Origin of the sequence: Microcystis viridis FACHB-1342 (genome assembly GCF_014698335.1) — a bacterium.
GTDB lineage: Bacteria > Cyanobacteriota > Cyanobacteriia > Cyanobacteriales > Microcystaceae > Microcystis > Microcystis ichthyoblabe_A.
The window spans coordinates 1-19,761 of sequence record NZ_JACJSV010000082.1 but is presented as its reverse complement, the minus strand read 5'-3'; the positions used below and the strand labels follow the sequence as shown (position 1 = coordinate 19,761).

General features: G+C 42.3%; 14 protein-coding genes. 10 read left to right on the top strand and 4 right to left on the bottom strand.

Annotated elements, in window-relative coordinates; translation table 11 throughout:
• Positions 1-515: 515 nt before the first annotated feature.
• From H6G40_RS20015 to H6G40_RS20005, 3 genes are all read right to left on the bottom strand, one after another.
• Positions 516-1,910 (bottom strand): DUF2252 domain-containing protein, encoded by a 1,395-nt coding sequence (locus H6G40_RS20015; protein ID WP_069473762.1) that lies wholly within the window; start codon positions 1,908-1,910, stop codon positions 516-518.
• Positions 1,911-2,454: 544 nt separating this feature from the next.
• Positions 2,455-2,643: a sulfate transporter gene (locus tag H6G40_RS20010; protein ID WP_238560438.1), complete on the bottom strand. Its 189-nt coding sequence runs from the start codon at positions 2,641-2,643 to the stop codon at positions 2,455-2,457.
• Positions 2,644-2,902: 259 nt separating this feature from the next.
• Positions 2,903-4,867: a flavin-dependent dehydrogenase gene (locus H6G40_RS20005; RefSeq protein WP_190538187.1), complete on the bottom strand. Its 1,965-nt coding sequence runs from the start codon at positions 4,865-4,867 to the stop codon at positions 2,903-2,905.
• Between the two features lie 121 nt (positions 4,868-4,988).
• Between H6G40_RS20005 and H6G40_RS20000 the strand changes: the two genes are divergently transcribed.
• From H6G40_RS20000 to H6G40_RS19990, 3 genes are all read left to right on the top strand, one after another.
• Positions 4,989-5,231 carry a hypothetical protein gene (locus tag H6G40_RS20000; protein WP_002754017.1) on the top strand — a complete coding sequence of 81 codons (243 nt, stop codon included), beginning with the start codon at positions 4,989-4,991 and terminating at the stop codon, positions 5,229-5,231.
• Between the two features lie 7 nt (positions 5,232-5,238).
• Entirely contained in the window at positions 5,239-6,054 is an 816-nt protein-coding gene (locus tag H6G40_RS19995; RefSeq protein ID WP_002736045.1) for an LmeA family phospholipid-binding protein, read from the top strand.
• A gap of 95 nt (positions 6,055-6,149) precedes the next feature.
• Complete coding sequence (locus H6G40_RS19990) at positions 6,150-6,830, top strand: GerMN domain-containing protein (RefSeq protein ID WP_190538186.1); 681 nt, start codon at positions 6,150-6,152, stop codon at positions 6,828-6,830.
• Between the two features lie 44 nt (positions 6,831-6,874).
• Here the strand turns inward: H6G40_RS19990 and H6G40_RS19985 are convergent, their stop codons facing one another.
• On the bottom strand, positions 6,875-7,936 hold the full coding sequence (locus tag H6G40_RS19985) for a mechanosensitive ion channel family protein (protein WP_002735319.1): 1,062 nt from the start codon (positions 7,934-7,936) through the stop codon (positions 6,875-6,877).
• A 28-nt stretch (positions 7,937-7,964) separates the two neighbouring features.
• Here H6G40_RS19985 and H6G40_RS19980 point away from each other — a divergent pair, with 28 nt between their 5' ends.
• The 7 genes from H6G40_RS19980 (at position 7,965) to H6G40_RS19950 (ending at position 19,617) form a co-directional block, all read left to right on the top strand.
• The gene (locus H6G40_RS19980) at positions 7,965-8,456 is read left to right on the top strand and encodes a c-type cytochrome (protein ID WP_002790853.1); all 492 of its coding nucleotides are present in this window, start codon (positions 7,965-7,967) and stop codon (positions 8,454-8,456) included.
• A 313-nt stretch (positions 8,457-8,769) separates the two neighbouring features.
• Positions 8,770-10,920 (top strand): O-linked N-acetylglucosamine transferase, SPINDLY family protein, encoded by a 2,151-nt coding sequence (locus H6G40_RS19975; RefSeq protein ID WP_190538185.1) that lies wholly within the window; start codon positions 8,770-8,772, stop codon positions 10,918-10,920.
• Positions 10,921-10,937: 17 nt separating this feature from the next.
• A complete protein-coding gene (locus H6G40_RS19970; RefSeq protein ID WP_103112010.1) occupies positions 10,938-13,112 on the top strand; it encodes an O-linked N-acetylglucosamine transferase, SPINDLY family protein in 2,175 nt (724 codons plus the stop codon).
• Positions 13,113-13,475: 363 nt separating this feature from the next.
• Complete coding sequence (locus tag H6G40_RS19965; RefSeq protein WP_002790848.1) at positions 13,476-14,867, top strand: NAD-dependent malic enzyme; 1,392 nt, start codon at positions 13,476-13,478, stop codon at positions 14,865-14,867.
• Between the two features lie 31 nt (positions 14,868-14,898).
• A complete protein-coding gene (locus tag H6G40_RS19960; RefSeq protein ID WP_069473761.1) occupies positions 14,899-15,633 on the top strand; it encodes a M15 family metallopeptidase in 735 nt (244 codons plus the stop codon).
• A 226-nt stretch (positions 15,634-15,859) separates the two neighbouring features.
• Positions 15,860-16,204 carry a hypothetical protein gene (locus H6G40_RS19955; protein ID WP_002754005.1) on the top strand — a complete coding sequence of 115 codons (345 nt, stop codon included), beginning with the start codon at positions 15,860-15,862 and terminating at the stop codon, positions 16,202-16,204.
• Positions 16,205-16,359: 155 nt separating this feature from the next.
• On the top strand, positions 16,360-19,617 hold the full coding sequence (locus H6G40_RS19950) for a HEAT repeat domain-containing protein (protein ID WP_190538184.1): 3,258 nt from the start codon (positions 16,360-16,362) through the stop codon (positions 19,615-19,617).
• Positions 19,618-19,761 lie beyond the last annotated feature (144 nt).

Below are 19,761 nucleotides of genomic sequence, written 5' to 3'. Positions count from 1 at the left end.
ACTATACCGATATTTTCTAGGTGTCGATAGCCTTGAATACAGGTTCCTTGTAGGTTCAAAAATTTGTCAAGTATCATAAGTAAAATAATCTCGTTTTTGGCCATTATATCAAATCTTAACTCAATTGTCTATCTTTTGGCATTAACCTGTTTGTGCCTTAAGTCCTTCCCTGTATGGATTTCAGCTACTTTTGAGCTTAGGTACTCTCATCGAATTTTATTTTAAGTTAATTATTTGCATAACAATTCCCGGAGAGCCCTATTTTTTCATAATTAGGGGTTTCAAGACCCCCCTAGCTGGTGCCGAGAAAACCTTCACCAGCTAAGTATTTTTACTCAAGTCTCTGGAGGGGGATAGCTTATGTGACAGTTGAGGGTGCGGAATGTGGGTTTGATAATGTACCTTTTGGGCGAACGCAGTTCGCCCCTACATTGTGGACAAAATCCGTTACTGTAGGGGCGCAAGGAACCTGCGCCCTCCGATAGGAGGAGAAATAAGAGGCTGATAGCTTAATGCTATAAATTTTCTTCTACCAAAGCCTCCACCCGTCCTGTTTTCACCGCATCCACCAAAGCGGCGTGATCTCGTTCTGTCTGATCGGCATAAGCGATCGCAAATTCGCCCATGGCTAGATCGAACTGATCTCCTTTCCCCAAATAACCGCTAATAGTGGCCGCATCTCCAGATTTAGCGTGGGCGCGGGCCAAGGTCCAGCCGCAGAACTCGGCGTAGCGTTGCAGTTGGACGGCCGATACTCCTTCAATGGGTAGGGAAAACTTCATATCCCGCAGTTGCCGTAAATAGAAGTCGTTGCCCCCTCTTCCCCGGGTCCAGCCCAAAAATATGTCGCTAGAGGATTGCATCAATCTCTGGCCTGTAACTACCCGTTGTCCCTGATTTTCGTACTGGCTCTTGGCGGTATAGGGTTCCAGAACCGAAGGGCGGGCTTCCTTAACTTGTAGGATGAGGGGATGGTTATCTTCCGAGAACAATAGGGCGATATAACATCTGGTGCCGACACTGCCAATACCCACTACTTTCAGGGCAAAGTCCTCTAATTGGTAGCGATCAAAGAGGACCCGGCGTTCCTCCGGCAGGGATTGGCGATAGTCTTCCAGACCCTCGCGCACGATAGTCTCCCAATCCGGTTCGTTGACATGGTAGAGAATGGGGGGCTGATCGACAAAGCGATTGCGTCCGCCGGTTTGGGTGACGATCTTGGGGTAGAGATGTTCGATGATGCGCTCGCGGGCCTTTGTCATCATCTGTTCCCGCAACTTCCGCGTCTTTTCGTCGGGAGCCATCTCGATCGCCTGTTCTGCTCCTATGCGCGTGTACCATACCTCTAAGGGACTGAGGCGAGAATATTCCCGCAGGTGTTCTCGATAGGAACGAGCGCAATCGATCACCGCTGCCTTCGATTCTCGCTCGGATAGATCGCTATCCCTGCCGGCGATGACAAAACTGACCACGAGACGCTTGAGATCCCATTCCCAAGGCGCGGGCAGGGTTTCGTCGAAATCGTTAATATCGAAGACTAAATTGCGTTCGGGGGTGGCAAAAAATCCGAAGTTTAACAGGTGGCAATCCCCGCAGGCCTGCACGATAATGTCAGTTTTGGGAGTGGTGGCCAGATCGTAGGCCATCAAAGCAGCGGAACCGCGCAGGAAGGTAAAGGGACTCCGCAACATTCGTCCGTAGCGGATGGGAATCAATTCCTGTAATCGCCCCCGATTTGATGCTTCGATGATTTCGATCGGCTCTCGACCAGCTGCGGGGGGTTGCCAGATAGCGTGGCTAGAACGCGGCAATCGCTCCCGCAGGGATTTACCGATCTGGATGCGTTCTTCCCGTGAACGGAATCGAGCTTGAGAGGGTGAGCGGATCGGGGTTTCTATTTGGTGGTTCATAGCGACTTTTTCCCCTGAATGAGATTACATCCCTTGCTGTTAGATGACTAAATGAATACAAGCAATAGGAAATAGATAAGTCAATAGTGATGGTTCCCCTTCTGGGATAACTTTCTAACATTTCCCCCTTTAGAGATAGCTTCTGATGCTCGGTTCAACAATTAATCTTCACTCGTTTCTTATCTGGGAAAGATCAACCTCATCAATGATAGATTTTTTTCTGAAATGGCTATCTCTTAAATTTGCTTAACTTTTAGCCCAATGGCAGCTCTACTGTTTCGATTATATCTTGCTCAAAAATTGCTGGCGGGATAATCTTAACAAAATTTTATCTAATGGTCAGCCTTCGGCCAGGGGCTAAAATCTCACTCTTTTGTCGGGAAAAGGGGGAACTATTCCGGGTTAAAGGTGAAAATTTTCCCCTTGCCCCAGTTCTGTAGGAAGTTTTCTGTTTATTTTTTTGGGTAATGATTTGGTAGTATTAGTTTAAGTCTGTCAACCGAGAATTTCCCCCTAGATTGTCTAGGAATGAGCGGTGAAAGTGTCAATATTGAGGCTCGGATGATTGGGGTGAGTTACGATGATGAAACGCCTCGATCGCTTTCTCTAGGGTTGGATAAATACGTTCGGTCGAGATATTCTCGGATAGGTCTCCTTTTTTTAATTGCTGATCTAAATCTTGCTTCACCCGTGCCATGGCGAAAGTAACCATCGTCATATCTTCTCCTGTCATCGAAAATGTCTCGAAAATCTCGCCACCGGATCAACTGCCGGTAGGAATAATTTTTCGCTGGTTTAACCCGGTTTTTTCTAGAACTGAGAAATTTATTCGCCAAGATATTAATGAAACCAAATTAAATTGTATTCAGTAAGGATTAGGGGAAATCCTGTTAGAGAAGCAACCCTCTGGGGGAGTTAACTTCTTAAACAATTCATCTACTTTGACTTCTAACGCGCCTAGGTTGATGGGAGCGTCAATTGATAAATATTCTCTAATTTCTTAAGCCATAATTAAAACTCAATAACTTTAACCAGAGGCGAGGATTGTCTTTTTCTAGCCAGCTTTGGGAGTTTTTTAACCATTGGGGAAACCAGGAACTAAAAAACAGATTTTTGACTCCATCAAGGCTAAAATCGAGATAGGAACCCAACCAACGTATTAAATCCTGACTGCCGGCCATTTCTGCTATCCATAACAGTAAAGCTGGGTTTTTTCTGGCCGCTTTAATTGCTAAACGGCTAAAGGTTAACCAATCGGTTTTATCCTTAATAAAGGTTTCAGAAACCTCCGGCGGTTCGTCGGCCAATAAACCGAAAAATGTGTTTAACATGGCGTTAATTCTTTGGGGTGGTAAAGTTTTTCCCGTGGGAACCATCATTCCTTTAGAAAATAACCAAGTTACCGCCACATTACTTTGATAAGCTCGCACATTTTCTAGGTCTTTAGCTGTTAGTAAATCGTGTTTCAAGGCCATATCCAAAAGATGGGTTAAGCGCTCTAAATTACGCACCAAAGAACCGAATCCAGTAAAGATTAACGGTGATTGCAGGGAGGCGGCATCACCGATGGCTAAAATGCGATTAAAGGAGACAATTCGATCTTTTTTCCCTGTGCTAAAATGCCCCGGTATATAACCAAAGGTGGGTTTTTTCCAGGTTAATTTTTCTGGATCACACTGTCGATATTCGGGCAGAATAGTAAAGAAATCTTCGTACATTTCTAACAGAGAACCGGGGTTATCGGGATGGACTTGATGATAGTGAAATAGATAAAAGGTTAATTCTTTTCCTTCCCCCGGAAATAATTCCCAAATTAGTTGTCTGCCTTTAGAAATATCGCCATGGGAATTTAAGACATCGCCATAGTGAGAATCCCACACCACCGGATCGAATCCTTCTACTACTGCCCCCACCGTCGGACAGACACTATCAAAGGCACGCACTCCGTTTAATTGCCAAGCAATGGGGGAAGCAGAACCCATAGCATCAATCAATAAACGGCCTTTTATCTGTTGAATTTCCCCACCATGATTAAGGGTGACAGTAACACTATTAGCGGTAATATCAGCCTTAATAAATTCGGTTTGATCGAGAATTTTACCGCCATGATCCTGTAATTTTTTACCGCAGGATTGCAGCAATTGATCGGAATTAATGGCAATATTTAAAACCGTGGGAGTATGGAGAATCTCCGCCTTCAGATGGGGGGGATTATTGCCATCAAAAAACTTATTAAAGCCATCGATGTATTCTTGGAAGATTAATTTCTCGAATTCTTCGTCCGTAAATAGACCTAAATTAATTAAACTTTGAAACTCCGATCGAGAGATATTCCATTCCCGATTCATCCGTCCGAAAGGCAGTCTTTCTACTAAGAGGACTCGATAACCTAATTTGGCCATCTGTGCCGCATGAATTGCCCCCAAGGCACCACCAATATAAATTAAGTCGTAGGTGATGGGATGATCATTTTCCTCACTGCTAGAGAAAATTACCGGCTGCGGTTGTTGGGGATTTTTGGCACTGTCGCGCCAACGTTTTTCCCACCAATACAAACGTTCTAAATCCGCCTCTCCTTGGGGCATTTTGCGGAAGTAGTGAACCGTTAGGGGATAGTCCGCTTCTAAAGCTGTAAAAATTGAGTGATTTTTTTGATCGATATTTGGTATCGTGTTATACTGCGGCGGAAAACGCTTTTGTAAAGCTCGATCGAGCTGCCGAGTCAGGGATGTTTCTTGATCATGCGATCGCTCACCCCAGCGGAAAACTTTTAAATAAGTAGTCCGTTGCAGCGTCCAGACAAAAATCGACAATTCGATCGCCTCCGATAAGCGCAATCTCACCCCGTTAGGTGTATTTGTCTTGACACCGCTTCTGGGTTGCCAATCGGATTGTAACCAGTGACAAACGGCGATCGAGTCAGGAGTCGGAATTTCTCTGTAAAGTATTTCTCTCATCTTGATTTAGCTGTTAAACCCAAAAATCGTCTGATTACGCTAGACTACACAAAAAGTTTTCTGAAAAAAGTTTAAAAAACTTTACATACCTAGATTAATACACAGCCTACCCCATCTGATTATGAATTATCCCATCCCGAACACCCCCGAAGAAATTGCCGCCCTCCGACAGCGTCCCGTCGATGAGGAGATGATCGCTGCCGTGATTGCGGGAATTATTAGAATGGCCCACGCTCAGGGTCAATCTCTCGATGATCTGACTGAAGAAATTCTCGCAGAAGACCCGATTTTAGATCAAGTGCAACGACGTTGGTTAAGTCAGCTTTTCACTAATGCTTGGCAAAATTTAGCTGGATGGGTGTAATTGAGCGATGGAATGGCTAACAATCACTCTCGCTAGTGTTTTGACCCTGTTAACTCCCGCAGGGGCAATTATTGATACGGTTTTAGCCCATACCCTTCGCTCCCAAGTCCAAAAAGTGGAACAATTGGCCGTGAGGGTCGATAATACTCCCAATTATCAGGTTCTGCAAGGCAAAATCGATCGAGTTCGCATTTCTGCACGGGGAATTTATCCCCTTGCAGGTGTTCGCATTGAGAAGATCGAGCTAGAAACTGAGCCAATTAGCCTCGATTTGCGGCGATTACAGCAAAAAAACAGCAGTTTAGCCGCCGCACTGCGCCGACCAGCTGCGGGAGCATTGCATCTTGTCCTCACGGAAACTAATCTTAATCAAGCTTTACAATCGGCAGCGGTCAAAGAACAAATTCAGACCCTGATTAATAATCTGATTCCCTCTAGGGAAGAATTTGGTAGCACAAAATATCAACTTAGTCAAGCAAATTTTAATTTTCTTAATAATAATCGAGTCGCTCTCAGCCTGCAGCTGGAGACCCAAAGGCCAGACGAACCGGCAGCCAGCCTCAATCTGAGCTTAGAAGTGGGATTTAAGCTAGTGCAGGGGCGAAAAATAGAGCTTATTGACCCCACAGCCACTCTTAATGGTCGTCGCATCTCCTCGCGCCTTCTCAAGGGGTTTGCCGAGGGTATATCCACCCAGTTAGATTTAAAAAACTTCGAGAAACAAGGAATTATCGCCCGCCTTCTCCAATTACAGATTGACGATGATAAGCTAAGTATAGCGGCTTTTGGCAGAATTGAACCTCGATCGGGGAACCCCAATTAAATTTAACGGTCGGAAAAGATGAGATGGGAAGTGGGAAGTGGGGAGAATAAAAGCGTTCGACTGATAACTGATAACTGATAACTGATAACTGAATTATGCCTAGTTCTCGCTCTAGTGATAAAATCTCTTTACCCTGGATAATTGGTATCGGCATCGCTTTATTTACTGCTGGTGGGGCCACTGCTTGGTTTGCCGTCCATCACCTATCTTCCCCCCAGAAAACCAGCGAAAACCCGATTGAATCTCCCAGTCCGGTACCGATAAGTCAATCGCCAATTTTTGAACCGGTTTCTCCGGGTCCGGTGAAGACAAGTCCGACAGTAACTCCTGCAGCTATTCCTGTTAGGGAAACTCGACAGGTTTATTGGTTAAAAGTGACCGATACGGGTAATCAATTAGTCAGCCAAGAAATTACCGTTCAAAAAGCAGATAGTGACGACCGAGAGTTAATAGCAGTATTGAAGATTCTATTAGCTGGTCCAAGTAATCCTCAGGATATGACTACTATTCCTTCCGGGACTAAATTACTTGATTTAAAAGTAGATAAAACCGGAATTAAGATTAATCTCTCGCGCGAGTTTGGCAATGATGATGGCCCTGATATGTTAATCGGTCGTTTGGCACAAATCATCTATACTACTACTACCGAGGATCCCAATGCCAAAGTCTGGATTCAAGTGGAAGGAAAACCCCTAGAATTATTAGGAGAAGGCCACGGTATTGAAGTGGCCCAACCGATGACTCGTAAGTTTTTTGAGGAGAATTACCAGTTGTAAGTTGTCCGCGCATTTAAATTGTTTGTTGCGATAGCGAATTGAGGTTAACTAGGGGGATTACTGGGGGGATAGGGAAAAAGAATTGGATAGGGAATTTTAATTCCTTCTTGCTGATAGCGTCGGTGTAGGAGTTTAATAAATTCGTGTTTAATGGTGAGATGTTGAAAAAACTCTTCTTCTACCACCTTGAGATAAACTGTTAGCACAATGCTATAGTAATCGAGTTTACCATAAAGGATCAAGGGTTGATAGTTACCGAGGTGAGGTTGCAATAACTGAGCGATTTCTTGCATGACTTCTAGGGTAACTTTTTCGACTTTTTCTAAGTCACTATCGTAACTAATGCCCACTTCCACGGGAATCAGTAGGGAGTGATCTGGTAAACTATAGTTACGGAAACTAGAAGAAATGATCTGAGCATTGGGAATGACCAAAATATTATTGGTAATTTCTTCGATGACTGTGCATCTTAAATCCACATCTCGCACATAACCAGCTTCTCCCGTTTTCAGTTCAATATAATCTCCCGGTCTAACTTTTTTAGAAGTGATAATATTAATCCCTGACATTAAATTAGCTAGGGTATTTTGGAGAGCTAAACCGAGGGAAACACCCCCAATACCAAAGGCAGTAAGCATCGGAGTTATCGAAATGCCAATCGAGCTTAAAATCAGCAAAAAACCGCAGCTAAAAATCAGAACTTTGGCGAGAAATTCAAATAGGGAAGTTAGGGAAGAAATACCATCATCTCCCGTGGTATAAAATCGTAATATTTCCACGGATAATTGAGCAATAGCCCAAGTAGCCGAAGCTAAAAAAGCCACTAGCAGCAATTTTTGGCTCAGGAGAATCAGGTAGGGAAAGAGGGGAAGATTGGGAAGGGAGAGGGCAATATTTAAACCCAAAAGTCCGAACCAAAGTATGCTTAATCCACGAAGGGAACGTAAAACCCCTTCCGAGAAACGCAGGTTTTTTTCTCTGGCAATCGATAAAAGTTGACTGACAACGCGCTTTTCTACGAGCCATCCCAACAGCAGGAAACTGAGGACGATGGTGATAGGTAGGATAATATAGGGCCAATCTTCCAGTCTGGTTAATAGGTTCATTGCTAGAGGTTTAGAAAAAGATGCAGTTTTGTCTTATATTATTCTCCATTTGCCTATCTCTAGCAGCGGCGGTGGAATTTTCGGGCAAAAAGTTGCAAAATGTAAAGAGAAACTCATCTTTCCTTCGGCGGCCTTCGTGAATAGTCAGTTAGTTAAACCAAAATTCGGGCTTTATCGATTCTTAATGGTTATAATCGTGGGTTTGTTGCTGATTAGCACCTTTTTAATCGCTTTTCATCTGGCTAAGATGTCGGATCCCTACATTAAGGAGGTGTTATCCCGACAAGGTAATGTGAGTCGCGGTTACGAAATCTTTCAAATTAACTGTGCTGCTTGTCACGGTCAGTTTGCTGATGGCATCGTCGGACCAAGTTTAGAGGAGGTTTCCCATCGCAAATCGAGAATTAGTCTGATTGAACAGGTAATTAGTGGTAAAACCCCGCCAATGCCCAAATTTCAGCCCGATCCTCAAGCTATGGCCGATTTATTGGTTTATTTAGAAAAGCTTTCAAAAAACTGACTTGAAAGAGGGTGTGGGGTGTAGGGAAGGAAACCTCTTTCATCTGTGGGGGTGAAAACTTTTTCATCGGGATTTACTCTTGGCTGACGTTGATGGTAAGCTAGGACTCGTTGAAACTGGGTGGAGAGTGGCAGGTGGGGAATGGAGAGGTGAGGGAATGGGGAATTTCAACTAAAACCCCAACACCCCCCGCAACGCACACGCAGTGACCACCCCAAAACCCAACCCCTGAAAAACTGATAAATTTTACTTATATAGAAAAATTTTGCTTCTATTTGGGTACGCTAGTAGAGACACTTAACGATAAATACTTATGTCTTGGCATTTCCAAGTTGAACCTGCAATTATGCAAGGGGATTTCTGGCAAGTTAGTCAGTTTTACGAAGAACTGATAGAAAGAGAACCCTTAGAAATTAGTCATTATTGGTATTTAGGATTAGCCTATCTTTTGGAAGCTCGGGAAGAAGAAGCACAAGCTACTTGGTTATTTGTCTTCACTCAAGGAGATGAACAGGAGGTGATGCTGTGGACAGTAGATTTAGTCAATATTTTGGATGGGGAAGCACGCAGACAATTAGAGTTAGGCAATTTAGAAACCAGTTGGTTAATTCGAGGACATATTCGCGAGATTATTCCCGATAATGTTGATAATTTACTGCGGTTTATTTTATTAGCAATTAATTTGAATTATTTCGAGCAGGAGCAGTTACAAGCTTGGGTATTTGTTGATGTGTTAAAAACAAATAATTTCCAGAGTCTAGAGTTAAGTTTATTAGCAGAAGTTTTAGAAAAATTTATCGATTCTCAGATACCAGAAACCGTCCCTTACTTAGAGTCAATATTTCAATCTAACTATCAGCGACAAACTTTTATCAAAATAGTAGAAGCTAAAGTACCTTCTCTAGCTATTAATAATAAACCATTGGCTATTGATATTATTAATACTTGTTTAGCAGTAGAACCAGAGCAAATTGATCTGTTAGCTGCACTTTATCAATGTTATTTTGATAATCGAGATTTTGCTGCTGCTATCCAAGTAGCTAGTCAATTAAAAACAAGTTGTCAAGGTTTGCCTTCTCAAGTTGTAGCTGATTATATTGCTCTTTATGTCAAATTATTTAGTGGTGATTGGGTCGATATTAAGGCAGATACTGAAAAATATACAGAATCCTTGCAAAAAAGTATCACTAATCAAGAATGTCCCAGATTATTGGATGCACCATACCTAACAATTTTATCCCCTCTAGTTTACCTAGAAGATAACCCAAGGAAAAACCGTTATATTAGTAATTGTGTTGGTCAACTTTTTCAGGAATATGTTCGCAATAATTCTAACTGTCATTCTTTGCGAAAATCGACTATTAAGGATACCAATAAAGTTCTGAAAATTGGCTATATTGCCCATACTTTATATAATCATTCTATCGGATTAATCTCTAGATGGTTAATGAAGTATCATGACTATAATGAGTTTCATGTCTCTTTATACCTAGTATCTCAAAAAGAAGATATGATCACTCAAAATGATTTTAAAAATCAGGTAAATGCTTGCTATCACTTACCGATTAATCCTCAAATGATTGCTGAAAAAATTAGTCAAGATAACATTGATGTTTTGGTAGATTTAGACAGTATCACTAATAACGCAACTTGCCAAGTTATGGCACTTAAACCCGCACCAATACAAGTGACTTGGTTAGGTTTTGATGCGTCAGGAATTCCCGCAATTGATTACTATCTTGCTGATAATTACGTTTTACCAGCAGATGCACAGGAATATTACCAAGAAAAAATTTGGCGCTTACCTAATTCCTATATTTGTGTGGATGGTGTCGAGGTTGCTTACCCCTCTCTCCGAAGGGATGATTTAGGGATTCCAGAGGATGCAATTAATTACTTAACCGTACAAACGGGGGTTAAACGTAACCCTGAAATTATTCGACTTCAGCTACAAGTTTTAAAGGCAGTTCCTAATAGTTATTTGAGTATTCAAGGGTTAAGTGATGCTAAATCAGTGGAAAAATTATTTTTCAAAATTGCCGAGGAAGAAGGAATTAATTATGAGAGATTAAAAATCTTACCCCTCTATCCCACAGGAATTTATCGAGCAAATTTAAGGATAGCTGATGTGGTTTTAGATACCTATCCCTTTACGGGAGGAATGACGACTTTAGATGTGCTGTGGATGGGGATTCCTTTAGTTACAAAAGTTGGTCAACAATGGTCATCGAGAAATAGTTATACTTTAATGGTTAATGCGGGAATTAGTGAGGGTATCGCTTGGAGTGATGAGGAGTATATCGACTGGGGGATTAAGTTAGGTAAGGATGAAAACCTGAGACGCAAAGTTATCGCTAAATTAGATGAATCTAGAAAAACTTCACCGATTTGGAATGCACGTCAGTTTACTAAAAATGTGGAAAATGCCTATCGTCAAATGTGGCAAATCTATTGTGAAAGTTAATTAGGGAGAATTAAATCATGTCTTGGCAAAATGAAGTTAAAACCGCTTTAGAAAACAATCAATACGATATTGTTAGTCAGTTTTACGAAGAACTGATAGAAAGAGAACCCCTAGAAATTAGTCATTATTGGTATTTAGGATTAGCCTATCTTTTAGAAGCTAGGGAAGAAGAAGCACAAGCTACTTGGTTATTTGTTTTCACTCAAGGAGATGAACAGGAAACCGAGTCATGGCTGCTAGAATTAAGCAGTATTTTAGCAGCCGAAGCTAACCGACAATTAGAGTTAGAAAATCTAGAAATAAGTTGGTTAATTCGTAAACATCTACAGGAAATTAATCCCAGTTATCTCAATAATTTACTGCATTTAACCCTCATTGAAATTAAATTAAATAGATTTCATCCTCAACAACTGCAAGAATGGCAAATACTAGAATTAATTACCCAGAGTTCAGTTAACTCTCAATTATTGGAACGGGTAGTAATTGCCGTCATACCTTACGCTCATGAATATACCATAGAATTAGTTCGGTTAAGTTTACCCTATCTTGACAATTCTCCAGAATTACTTAATCACGTCATCACTGTTGCTGGACGCTTTGCTTTTGAGAAATATCAACCTATTTATTCCGTTGACTTAGCGGAAGCTTTTCTTCCCCTTTATCCAGAAAGTTTGTACTTAGAAGTTAATTTATTTTGGTTTTATATCTCTTTACCTGACTATGAAAAAGCCATCAATTTAGTCAATAAGTTGAAAGAGAAAAGTCAAACGATTGATTTAAAAATGTTTAGTCAATCGCTCCTCTTTAGTGGTTCTTTACGAGCCTCAAAATGGAATGACATTCCTAGTATTTGTCAAGAATATAAACACTTAATTAAAAAATTTCTAAAAGAAAAGCCTCAAGATATACATCCCTTAGTTAGAGAAGCTTTGCTAACAGTTATGAACCCTATTTCTTACTATGAAGATAACCCGAAAGAGAATCGACCGCTTTTAAGTCAGATTGGCAGTTTTTTTCAAGAAACTTACAAAGAAATGCTGGGTTTTCAGGAGGAAAGTTTTGACAAACCTAGAGAATATAATCCTGATAAAAAACTTAAAATTGGTTACATTGCCCAAACATTAAAACGTCATCCCGTGGGTTTATTGAGTCGTTGGACTATTAATTATCACAATCGTGAACAGTTTGATATTCACCTTTATATGGTGAATCAACCTGTGGATGAAATAACTCAACAATGGTTTTCTAATCCCGCAGATAAAATCTATCATGCTACTGCTGATTCCCTAGCAACCTATCGCAAAATTAAAGAAGATAAAATCGATATTCTTGTGGACTTGGATAGTGGTACTGGGGCAATCGTTGTCCAAGTTATTGCCTTAAAACCTGCCCCTATTCAAGTTAACTGGTTAGGTTTTGATGGTTCTGGTTTACCCGCAGTAGATTATCTTTTAGCGGATCCTTATGTATTGCCAGAAAATGCCCAAGAATATTATCAAGAAAAAATCTGGTGTTTACCTCATGCTTTTGTCGCTGTGGATGGTTTTGAAATAGCCGTTCCTACCCTGCGAAGAGAAGATTTAGGTATTAATAACGATGCGGTTATTTACCTAAGTTCTCAAACTGCAATTAAGCGTAATCCTGCGATGATTCGCTTACAAATGCAAATCATTAAATCTGTACCTAATAGTTATTTCCTGATTCAAGGAGTTGCTGACGATAATTCCCTCTGGGATTTATTCTGTCAAATTGCCGCAGAAGTTGGGGTAGAAACTAATCGAATTAAGATGCTTCCTCTCTATCAGACGGAAACCTACAGGGCAAATTTAGCCATCGCTGATGTGGTTTTGGACACCTATCCCTTTAATGGTGGTACAACCACCTTAGAAACCCTCTGGATGGGAATTCCTCTCGTGGTTAAAGTGGGGCAACAATGGTCATCCCGTAACGGTTATACTTTAATGATGAATGCGGGAATAACTGAGGGTATAGCTTGGAGTGATGAAGAATATGTGCAGTGGGGAATTAAGTTAGGATTGGATAAAAATTTGCGCGAAGAAGTCCGTTATCAATTACGTCAATCTCGTCACACATCTCCCCTCTGGAATGCCAAACAATTTACCAGAGATTTAGAAACTGCTTATCAACAAATGTGGAATATTTACAGCCTTTCTCATCAAGATGAAGTCTAACCTAATTTGCCATCGCCGACCGAGGACCGACTCTCTTAGGTTTGGTGGGTAAAATGTATTCTAAGATACAGTCCTGCTGGCGAGCGCGTGCAACGAACCACAAAGACACAAAGGACACAAAGATTGAACGCTCCTATATTAAGTTAAACCGATCACACAAAGAATAAGAGAGCCGAGGACTGACTCCCCAAAAGGAAAACTTTGTCCCTCATCATTAAGATAACTGCCATGGTTTGACTCACTCGCTCCCACTGGTATTATGACCACAGATATCATAATAGCTAAAGAAACTGCACGATTAGATACCAAAGTCCCTCACAGATAGAAGATAATCAATATTTATCAGTATTGGAAGCCTTCAGCATGGTTCATTTAACGCCCAATCCTAGCTATAGTTTAAGTCTCAAGATAGAAATCCCCAATCAAGCGGGAACCTTCGCTTCTGTCCTCAATGCGATCGCCGATGTGGGGGGGAATTTAGGGCAAATTTCTCTGATCGAACGCAATTTAAAGATTAGCACCCGCGAGATTATGGTTGATGCCGCTAGTACCGACCAAGCGGAACAGATTATCGCTGCGGTTAAAGCTCTACCAGATGTTAAACTGCTCAAAGTTTCCGATCGCACCTTCGATCTCCATCGTCGGGGTAAAATCTCCATTGAGAGTCGTATTCCCCTCACCTCCCAAGATGACCTGGCAATGGCCTACACCCCCGGAGTTGGTCGCATCTGCACCGCTATCGCCCACGACCCCGAACAAGTGTACTCATTGACCATCAAGGGCAACACCGTCGCTGTAGTGACCGATGGTAGCGCGGTATTAGGATTAGGAAATCTCGGGCCAGAGGCTGCCTTGCCAGTCATGGAAGGGAAAGCGATGTTATTCAAGGAATTCGCCGGAATTGATGCTTTTCCCATCTGTTTAGCCACCCAGGACCCCGAAGAAATCATCGCAACCGTCAAAAGAATCGCTCCGGTTTTTGGGGGTATTAACCTAGAGGATATCGGCGCTCCCCGCTGTTTTGAAATCGAGAAACGTCTGCGAGCGGAATTAAATATTCCCGTTTTCCACGATGATCAACACGGTACAGCGATCGTTTCCCTGGCTGCCCTGATTAATGCCCTCAAATTTGTCAAAAAATCGCTTGATACAGTCAAAATCGTCATTAATGGTGCAGGTGCGGCCGGAATCGCCATCGCTACTCTCTTTAAAACCGCAGGAGCCACAGATATAATCCTCTGTGATTCCCTTGGTATCCTCTCCCAAAACCGGGACGATTTAACCCCAGAAAAACAAGCTTGGGCCGTGGCTGCCAGTGGTAAGCTAGGGGATGCTCTCAAAGGCGCTGATGTCTTCCTGGGGGTGAGCGTACCGGGGGTGTTGACTCCCGAAATGGTCAAGGGAATGGCTAAAAATGCGATCGTCTTTGCCATGGCTAATCCGATTCCCGAAATTCAACCGGAATTAATCAATGATTTGGTGGCCGTGGTGGCTACCGGACGCAGCGATTATCCCAATCAGATTAACAACGTTCTCGCTTTCCCCGGATTATTTCGCGGGGCCCTGGACTGTCGCGCTAGGGCAATCACCGATAATATGTATCTGGAAGCGGCCAAAGCGATCGCTTCTCTGATCACTCCTGCTAATCTCAATCGAGAGAATATTATTCCCTCGGTTTTTGATGGTCGTGTAGTTACGGCTGTGGCCGCCGCCGTTCAACACGCTGCTCGTCAAGATGGAGTGGCCGGGGAATAATGTAATTATGGTGCAGGAGGGTAAGTAAACCGTGAAACCGATCGATGATATTCCCGAAGCTTTGCGGGACAGCCAGTACAGAAAAACTACTAATCCTAATGGTCTAATAGCGATCGCAAGCGGTTTACTTGCTCTGGTGGGAACCGGCCTAATTGCCATAGCAGTCTTGAATCGTCCCCCTGCTACCGTAAAAAAACCGGTTATTAACCCCTCCCCCCTGATTAAAGCCACTCCTAGCCCCATTGAGAACATTCTAGGTCATTTACCCTATCAAGAGGCTCCGGAGACGGAATTAGCCCCTATTACTGGGGATGGTGCTATGCGTTTAAGGAAGGCAGCAGCCAAAGCTTTTATCCAGATGCAGAGTGACGCGAGAAGGTCGGGGGTGATTTTAATGCCGATTTCTGCATTTCGATCGAAAGCAACCCAAGAAAAGCTCTTTTTTGAAGTTAAAAAACAACGCAATCAGCAAACCCGCAAACGAGCAGAAGTGAGCGCACCTCCGGGTTACAGCGAACATCATACCGGTTATGCGATCGATATTGGCGATGGTCGCGCTCCCGCAACGAATTTAAGTAGCAGTTTTGCTAATACTGCCGCTTTTCGTTGGTTGCAAAATAACGCTGCCCAGTATAGTTTCGAGTTATCTTTCCCTGAAAATAATCCCCAGGGTATTAATTATGAACCCTGGCACTGGCGTTTTGTCGGGGATAGTCACAGTTTAGAAACTTTTTATAAGGCCCAACAATTAGGAAAACAAAAATAAGATAACCTTATCGGCAATTGCGTCCTGTAGGGGCGAAGCATTCGGACAATAACCTATCGCTGAAACCAGAGATTTTCTATCCGAATGCTTCGCCCGTACTTTTTCAACTTTTTAGAAAAGCCAACAATTAGGAAAACAAAAATAAGATAACCTTATCGGCGATCGATGGCATTTTCTGGAATTAATTACTAAAATAGGATTATATTGTATTGTGAGTGTTTCTAATATGTCCAAGCCAGTAGAATACTTAACAAATGAGCAAGGGGAACGAGTTGGGGTTTTATTAGACTGGAACACCTATTCTCGATTTGCCAATTCATTAGGACTCGATGAAGATTGTTTGATTGGTTTGAGTGTGGATGAATTAAAAGCGCTGGCAAGTTGTCAATTGTCCCTCGTAGAGCAAACCCGTTTAGATGATTTAGTGACGAGAAATGCAGAATCTTTACTCTGCGCTGATGAAGTAGCTGAGTTAGATGAGTTGTTGGCAAAAACAGATCAATTAACAATTCTTAAAACTCGTGCCAGATATACGCTAAAGTGCTTGGAACAAGGTACGACGGCAGCGTGAGTGTTTATATTCGGATGGGGTTTTCCCTGTCTGACAGGAGAGGGATGCAGAAACTCCGATTCTATCTTGTAAGTCATGAACAAATCTTCTTAGCCTACAATTAAAATATTAGAAAGTTTAATCAGGGTTTCTTCTCGAACTAACAGACAGCATCAATGATTGACTGGACTCCCTATCTCAAATCAATCTCGGACTCGGAAAAGTACGCCCAGTGGGAGACATTTTACACCCTCACGGACGTAGAGGGAAAAACACGCCCGTCGAAAACTGCACCTTTAATGGATTTGCAGGTACAGACGATTGAAAAAGAACCACAAAACCGACAAGAAAGAGCAGAAAGACCAGAAAAACCCGAAAAAGTTTTAAAACTTTTACGCGAATATGCGACTAATCACGTTCTTTTAAAAGGTCGTCCCGGTTCAGGAAAATCGACCGCTTTAGCCAGATTATTATTAGAAGAATCCGTAGGGGCGCAAAGCTTGCGCCTAAATCAACAAAATCAGGCTAAAATCATTCAAATTCCCATTCTCATCGAATTACGCTTGTATGAAACCTCAATTCTTGATTTAATTTTACAATTCCTGAAACGCCATAAATTAATTATTGATAGTAATACCCTAGAAAGTTGGCTGTTAGAAAATCAGAATTTTAGCCCATTATTATTATTTGATGGTATCAATGAATTGCCCTCAGATACTGCACGACAGAATTTAAAAAACTTTCGCCAGCAGTATGCAGAAATTCCGATGATTTTCACCACAAGGGATTTAGGCAGCGACGACTTAAACATTGAAAAAAAGCTGGAAATGCTCCCCCTGACTGAACCACAGATGCGGGATTTTGTCAAGGCCTATTTGCCTGAAAAAGGCGAAGAAATGCTTAAACAGTTGGGAAATCGTCTCAAGGAATTGGGAGAAACTCCTCTACTTTTGTCGATGCTTTGTTCAGTTTTTGATGATAATCAGAACAAAATTCCTGCTAATTTGGGCTTAGTTTTCCGAGATTTTACAAAAAAAATTGACATACGCAAAGGAGTTAAAATTTCAGAGGATTTGCATCTCTGGCAAAATCGACTACTGCAACATTTGGCGTGGACGATGACAACTGGTGAAAACCCAACGGAGATAAAGTTATCTATTTCTAAGAATCAAGCAGAGGAGATATTAATAGAGTTTTTACAGGGCAAAATTTCTTATCCTGATAATACTGCTTTGGAATGGCTAGAAGATTTATTGAAATATCATCTAATTCACCTAGAAGGTAATGATAAAATTGCTTTTCGCCATCAACTGATTCAAGAATATTACACGGCTGAGGAATTAAAGAAAAAGTTACCCCATCTCAGGGATGAGCAGTTACAGTGGGACTATTTGAATTATCTCAAATGGACAGAACCTATGGCGTTGCTGTTGGGGTTATTGGATAATGAAACCCAAGCAAAACGGGTGGTTAAATTAGGGTTAGAGATTGATTTAAAATTAGGAGCGAGGTTAGCAGGAGAAGTCAACTTTAAGTTTCAAAAGCAGACAGTGGGGTTAGTGCTTGGGTTGGATGTACCGAAACGGTTTAAGGTGGAGTTATTGGGATTAACAAAGTCTAATGAAGTTGTTAATGAGTTACTCAAGGCTTTAAAAGACTCTGATTGGGGTGTTCGTAGGAGTGCAGCCGAGGCTTTGGGTAAGATTGGCACAGAAACAGCCATTGCGGGATTACTCAAGGCTTTGGAAGAATCTAATAAAGATGTTCGTTGGAAGGCAGCCTTCGCTTTGGGTAAAATTGGCTCAGAAACAGCCATTCCAGGATTACTCAAGGCTTTAAAAGATTCTGATAAAGATGTTCGTAGCAACGCAGTCGTGGCTTTGTGTAAAATTGGCTCAGAAACAGCCATTGCGGGGTTATTCAAGGTTTTAGAACACTCTGATAAAGATGTTCGTAGCAACGCAGTCGTGGCTTTGGGTAAAATTCGCTCAGAAACAGCCATTGCGGGGTTACTCAAGGCTTTAGAAGACTCTAATCAGTATGTTCGTGGGAACGCAGCCTTCGCTTTGTGTAAAATTGGCTCGGAAACAGCCATTGGGGGGTTACTCAAGGCTTTGGAAGACTCTGATGGGGATTTTTTTCGTTGGAAGGCAGCCGAGGCTTTGGGTAATATTAGCTCGGAAACAGCCATTGGGGGGTTACTCAAGGCTTTAGAAGACTCTAATGTGTTTGTTCGTAGGTACGCAGCCGAGGCTTTGGGTAAGATTGGTTCAGAAACAGCCATTCCGGAGTTACTCAAGGCTTTGGAAGACTCTAATGTGTTTGTTCGTAGGTACGCAGCCGAGGCTTTGGGTAAGATTGGTTCAGAAACAGCCATTCCGGAGTTACTCAAGGCTTTGGAAGAATCTAATAAAGATGTTCGTGTGTACGCAGCCTTAGCTTTGGGTAAAATTGGCTCAGAAACAGCCATTGGGGGATTACTCAAGGCTTTAGAAGACTCTGATAATGATGTTCGTGGGAAGGCAGCCGAGGCTTTGGGTAAGATTGGCTCAGAAACAGCCATTGCGGGGTTACTCAAGGCTTTAGAAGACTCTGATAATGATGTTCGTGGGAAGGCAGCCGAGGCTTTGGGTAAGATTGGCTCGGAAATAGCGATTGCGGGGTTACTCAAGGCTTTAGAAGACTCTGATTGGGGTGTTCGTGGGAAGGCAGCCGAGGCTTTGGGTAAGATTGGCTCGGAAATAGCGATTGCGGGGTTACTCAAGGCTTTAGAACACTCTGATGTGTATGTTAGTTGGAAGGCAGCCGAGGCTTTGGGTAATATTGGCTCAGAAACAGCCATTGCGGGGTTACTCAAGGCTTTAGAAGACTCTAATAAAGATGTTCGTAGGAGTGCATCCTCCGCTTTGGGTAAGATTGGCTCAGAAACAGCCATTCCGGGATTACTCAAGGCTTTAGAAGACTCTAATAAAGATGTTCGTGAGAACGCAGCCTTCGCCTTGGCTCAGATTGGCTCAGAAACAGCCATTCCGGGGTTACTCAAGGCTTTAGAAGACTCTAATAAAGATGTTCGTGAGAACGCAGCCTTCGCCTTGGCTCAGATTGGCTCAGAAACAGCCATTCCGGGGTTACTCAAGGCTTTAGAATACTCTGATGTTTTTGTTTGTATCACAGCAGCCCAGGCTTTGGGTAAGATTGGTTCAGAAACAGCCATTCCGGGGTTACTCAAGGCTTTAGAAGACTCTGATAAAGATGTTCGTAAGAACACAGCCGAGGCTTTGGGTAAGATTGGTTCAGAAACAGCCATTCCGCGATTACTCAAGGCTTTGGAAGACTCTGATGGGTATGTTCGTAAGAACGCAGCCGAGGCTTTGGGTAATATTGGCTCGGAAACAGCTATTCCGCGATTACTCAAGAGAACTCTTGCAAATTAATTATATGTTATAATGATGGGTTAACTAATTTTCCCCAAAAAATTAGTTAATCAGTACATTCGTCCTGAATGAAAACTTGAAGTTTAACTTTTAACTCAAAACTCTTTAGAGCTGCTTTAATTTGGTTATCAAAACCTCTTTATT

Bases quoted from the DNA above. Each gene is read 5' to 3' on its own strand.
- H6G40_RS20015 (WP_069473762.1), bottom strand. From the start codon at position 1,910: ATGAACCACCAAATAGAAACCCCGATCCGCTCACCCTCTCAAGCTCGA.
- H6G40_RS20010 (WP_238560438.1), bottom strand. From the start codon at position 2,643: ATGACAGGAGAAGATATGACGATGGTTACTTTCGCCATGGCACGGGTG.
- H6G40_RS20005 (WP_190538187.1), bottom strand. From the start codon at position 4,867: ATGAGAGAAATACTTTACAGAGAAATTCCGACTCCTGACTCGATCGCC.
- H6G40_RS20000 (WP_002754017.1), top strand. From the start codon at position 4,989: ATGAATTATCCCATCCCGAACACCCCCGAAGAAATTGCCGCCCTCCGA.
- H6G40_RS19995 (WP_002736045.1), top strand. From the start codon at position 5,239: ATGGAATGGCTAACAATCACTCTCGCTAGTGTTTTGACCCTGTTAACT.
- H6G40_RS19990 (WP_190538186.1), top strand. From the start codon at position 6,150: ATGCCTAGTTCTCGCTCTAGTGATAAAATCTCTTTACCCTGGATAATT.
- H6G40_RS19985 (WP_002735319.1), bottom strand. From the start codon at position 7,936: ATGAACCTATTAACCAGACTGGAAGATTGGCCCTATATTATCCTACCT.
- H6G40_RS19975 (WP_190538185.1), top strand. From the start codon at position 8,770: ATGTCTTGGCATTTCCAAGTTGAACCTGCAATTATGCAAGGGGATTTC.
- H6G40_RS19970 (WP_103112010.1), top strand. From the start codon at position 10,938: ATGTCTTGGCAAAATGAAGTTAAAACCGCTTTAGAAAACAATCAATAC.
- H6G40_RS19965 (WP_002790848.1), top strand. From the start codon at position 13,476: ATGGTTCATTTAACGCCCAATCCTAGCTATAGTTTAAGTCTCAAGATA.
- H6G40_RS19955 (WP_002754005.1), top strand. From the start codon at position 15,860: ATGTCCAAGCCAGTAGAATACTTAACAAATGAGCAAGGGGAACGAGTT.
- H6G40_RS19950 (WP_190538184.1), top strand. From the start codon at position 16,360: ATGATTGACTGGACTCCCTATCTCAAATCAATCTCGGACTCGGAAAAG.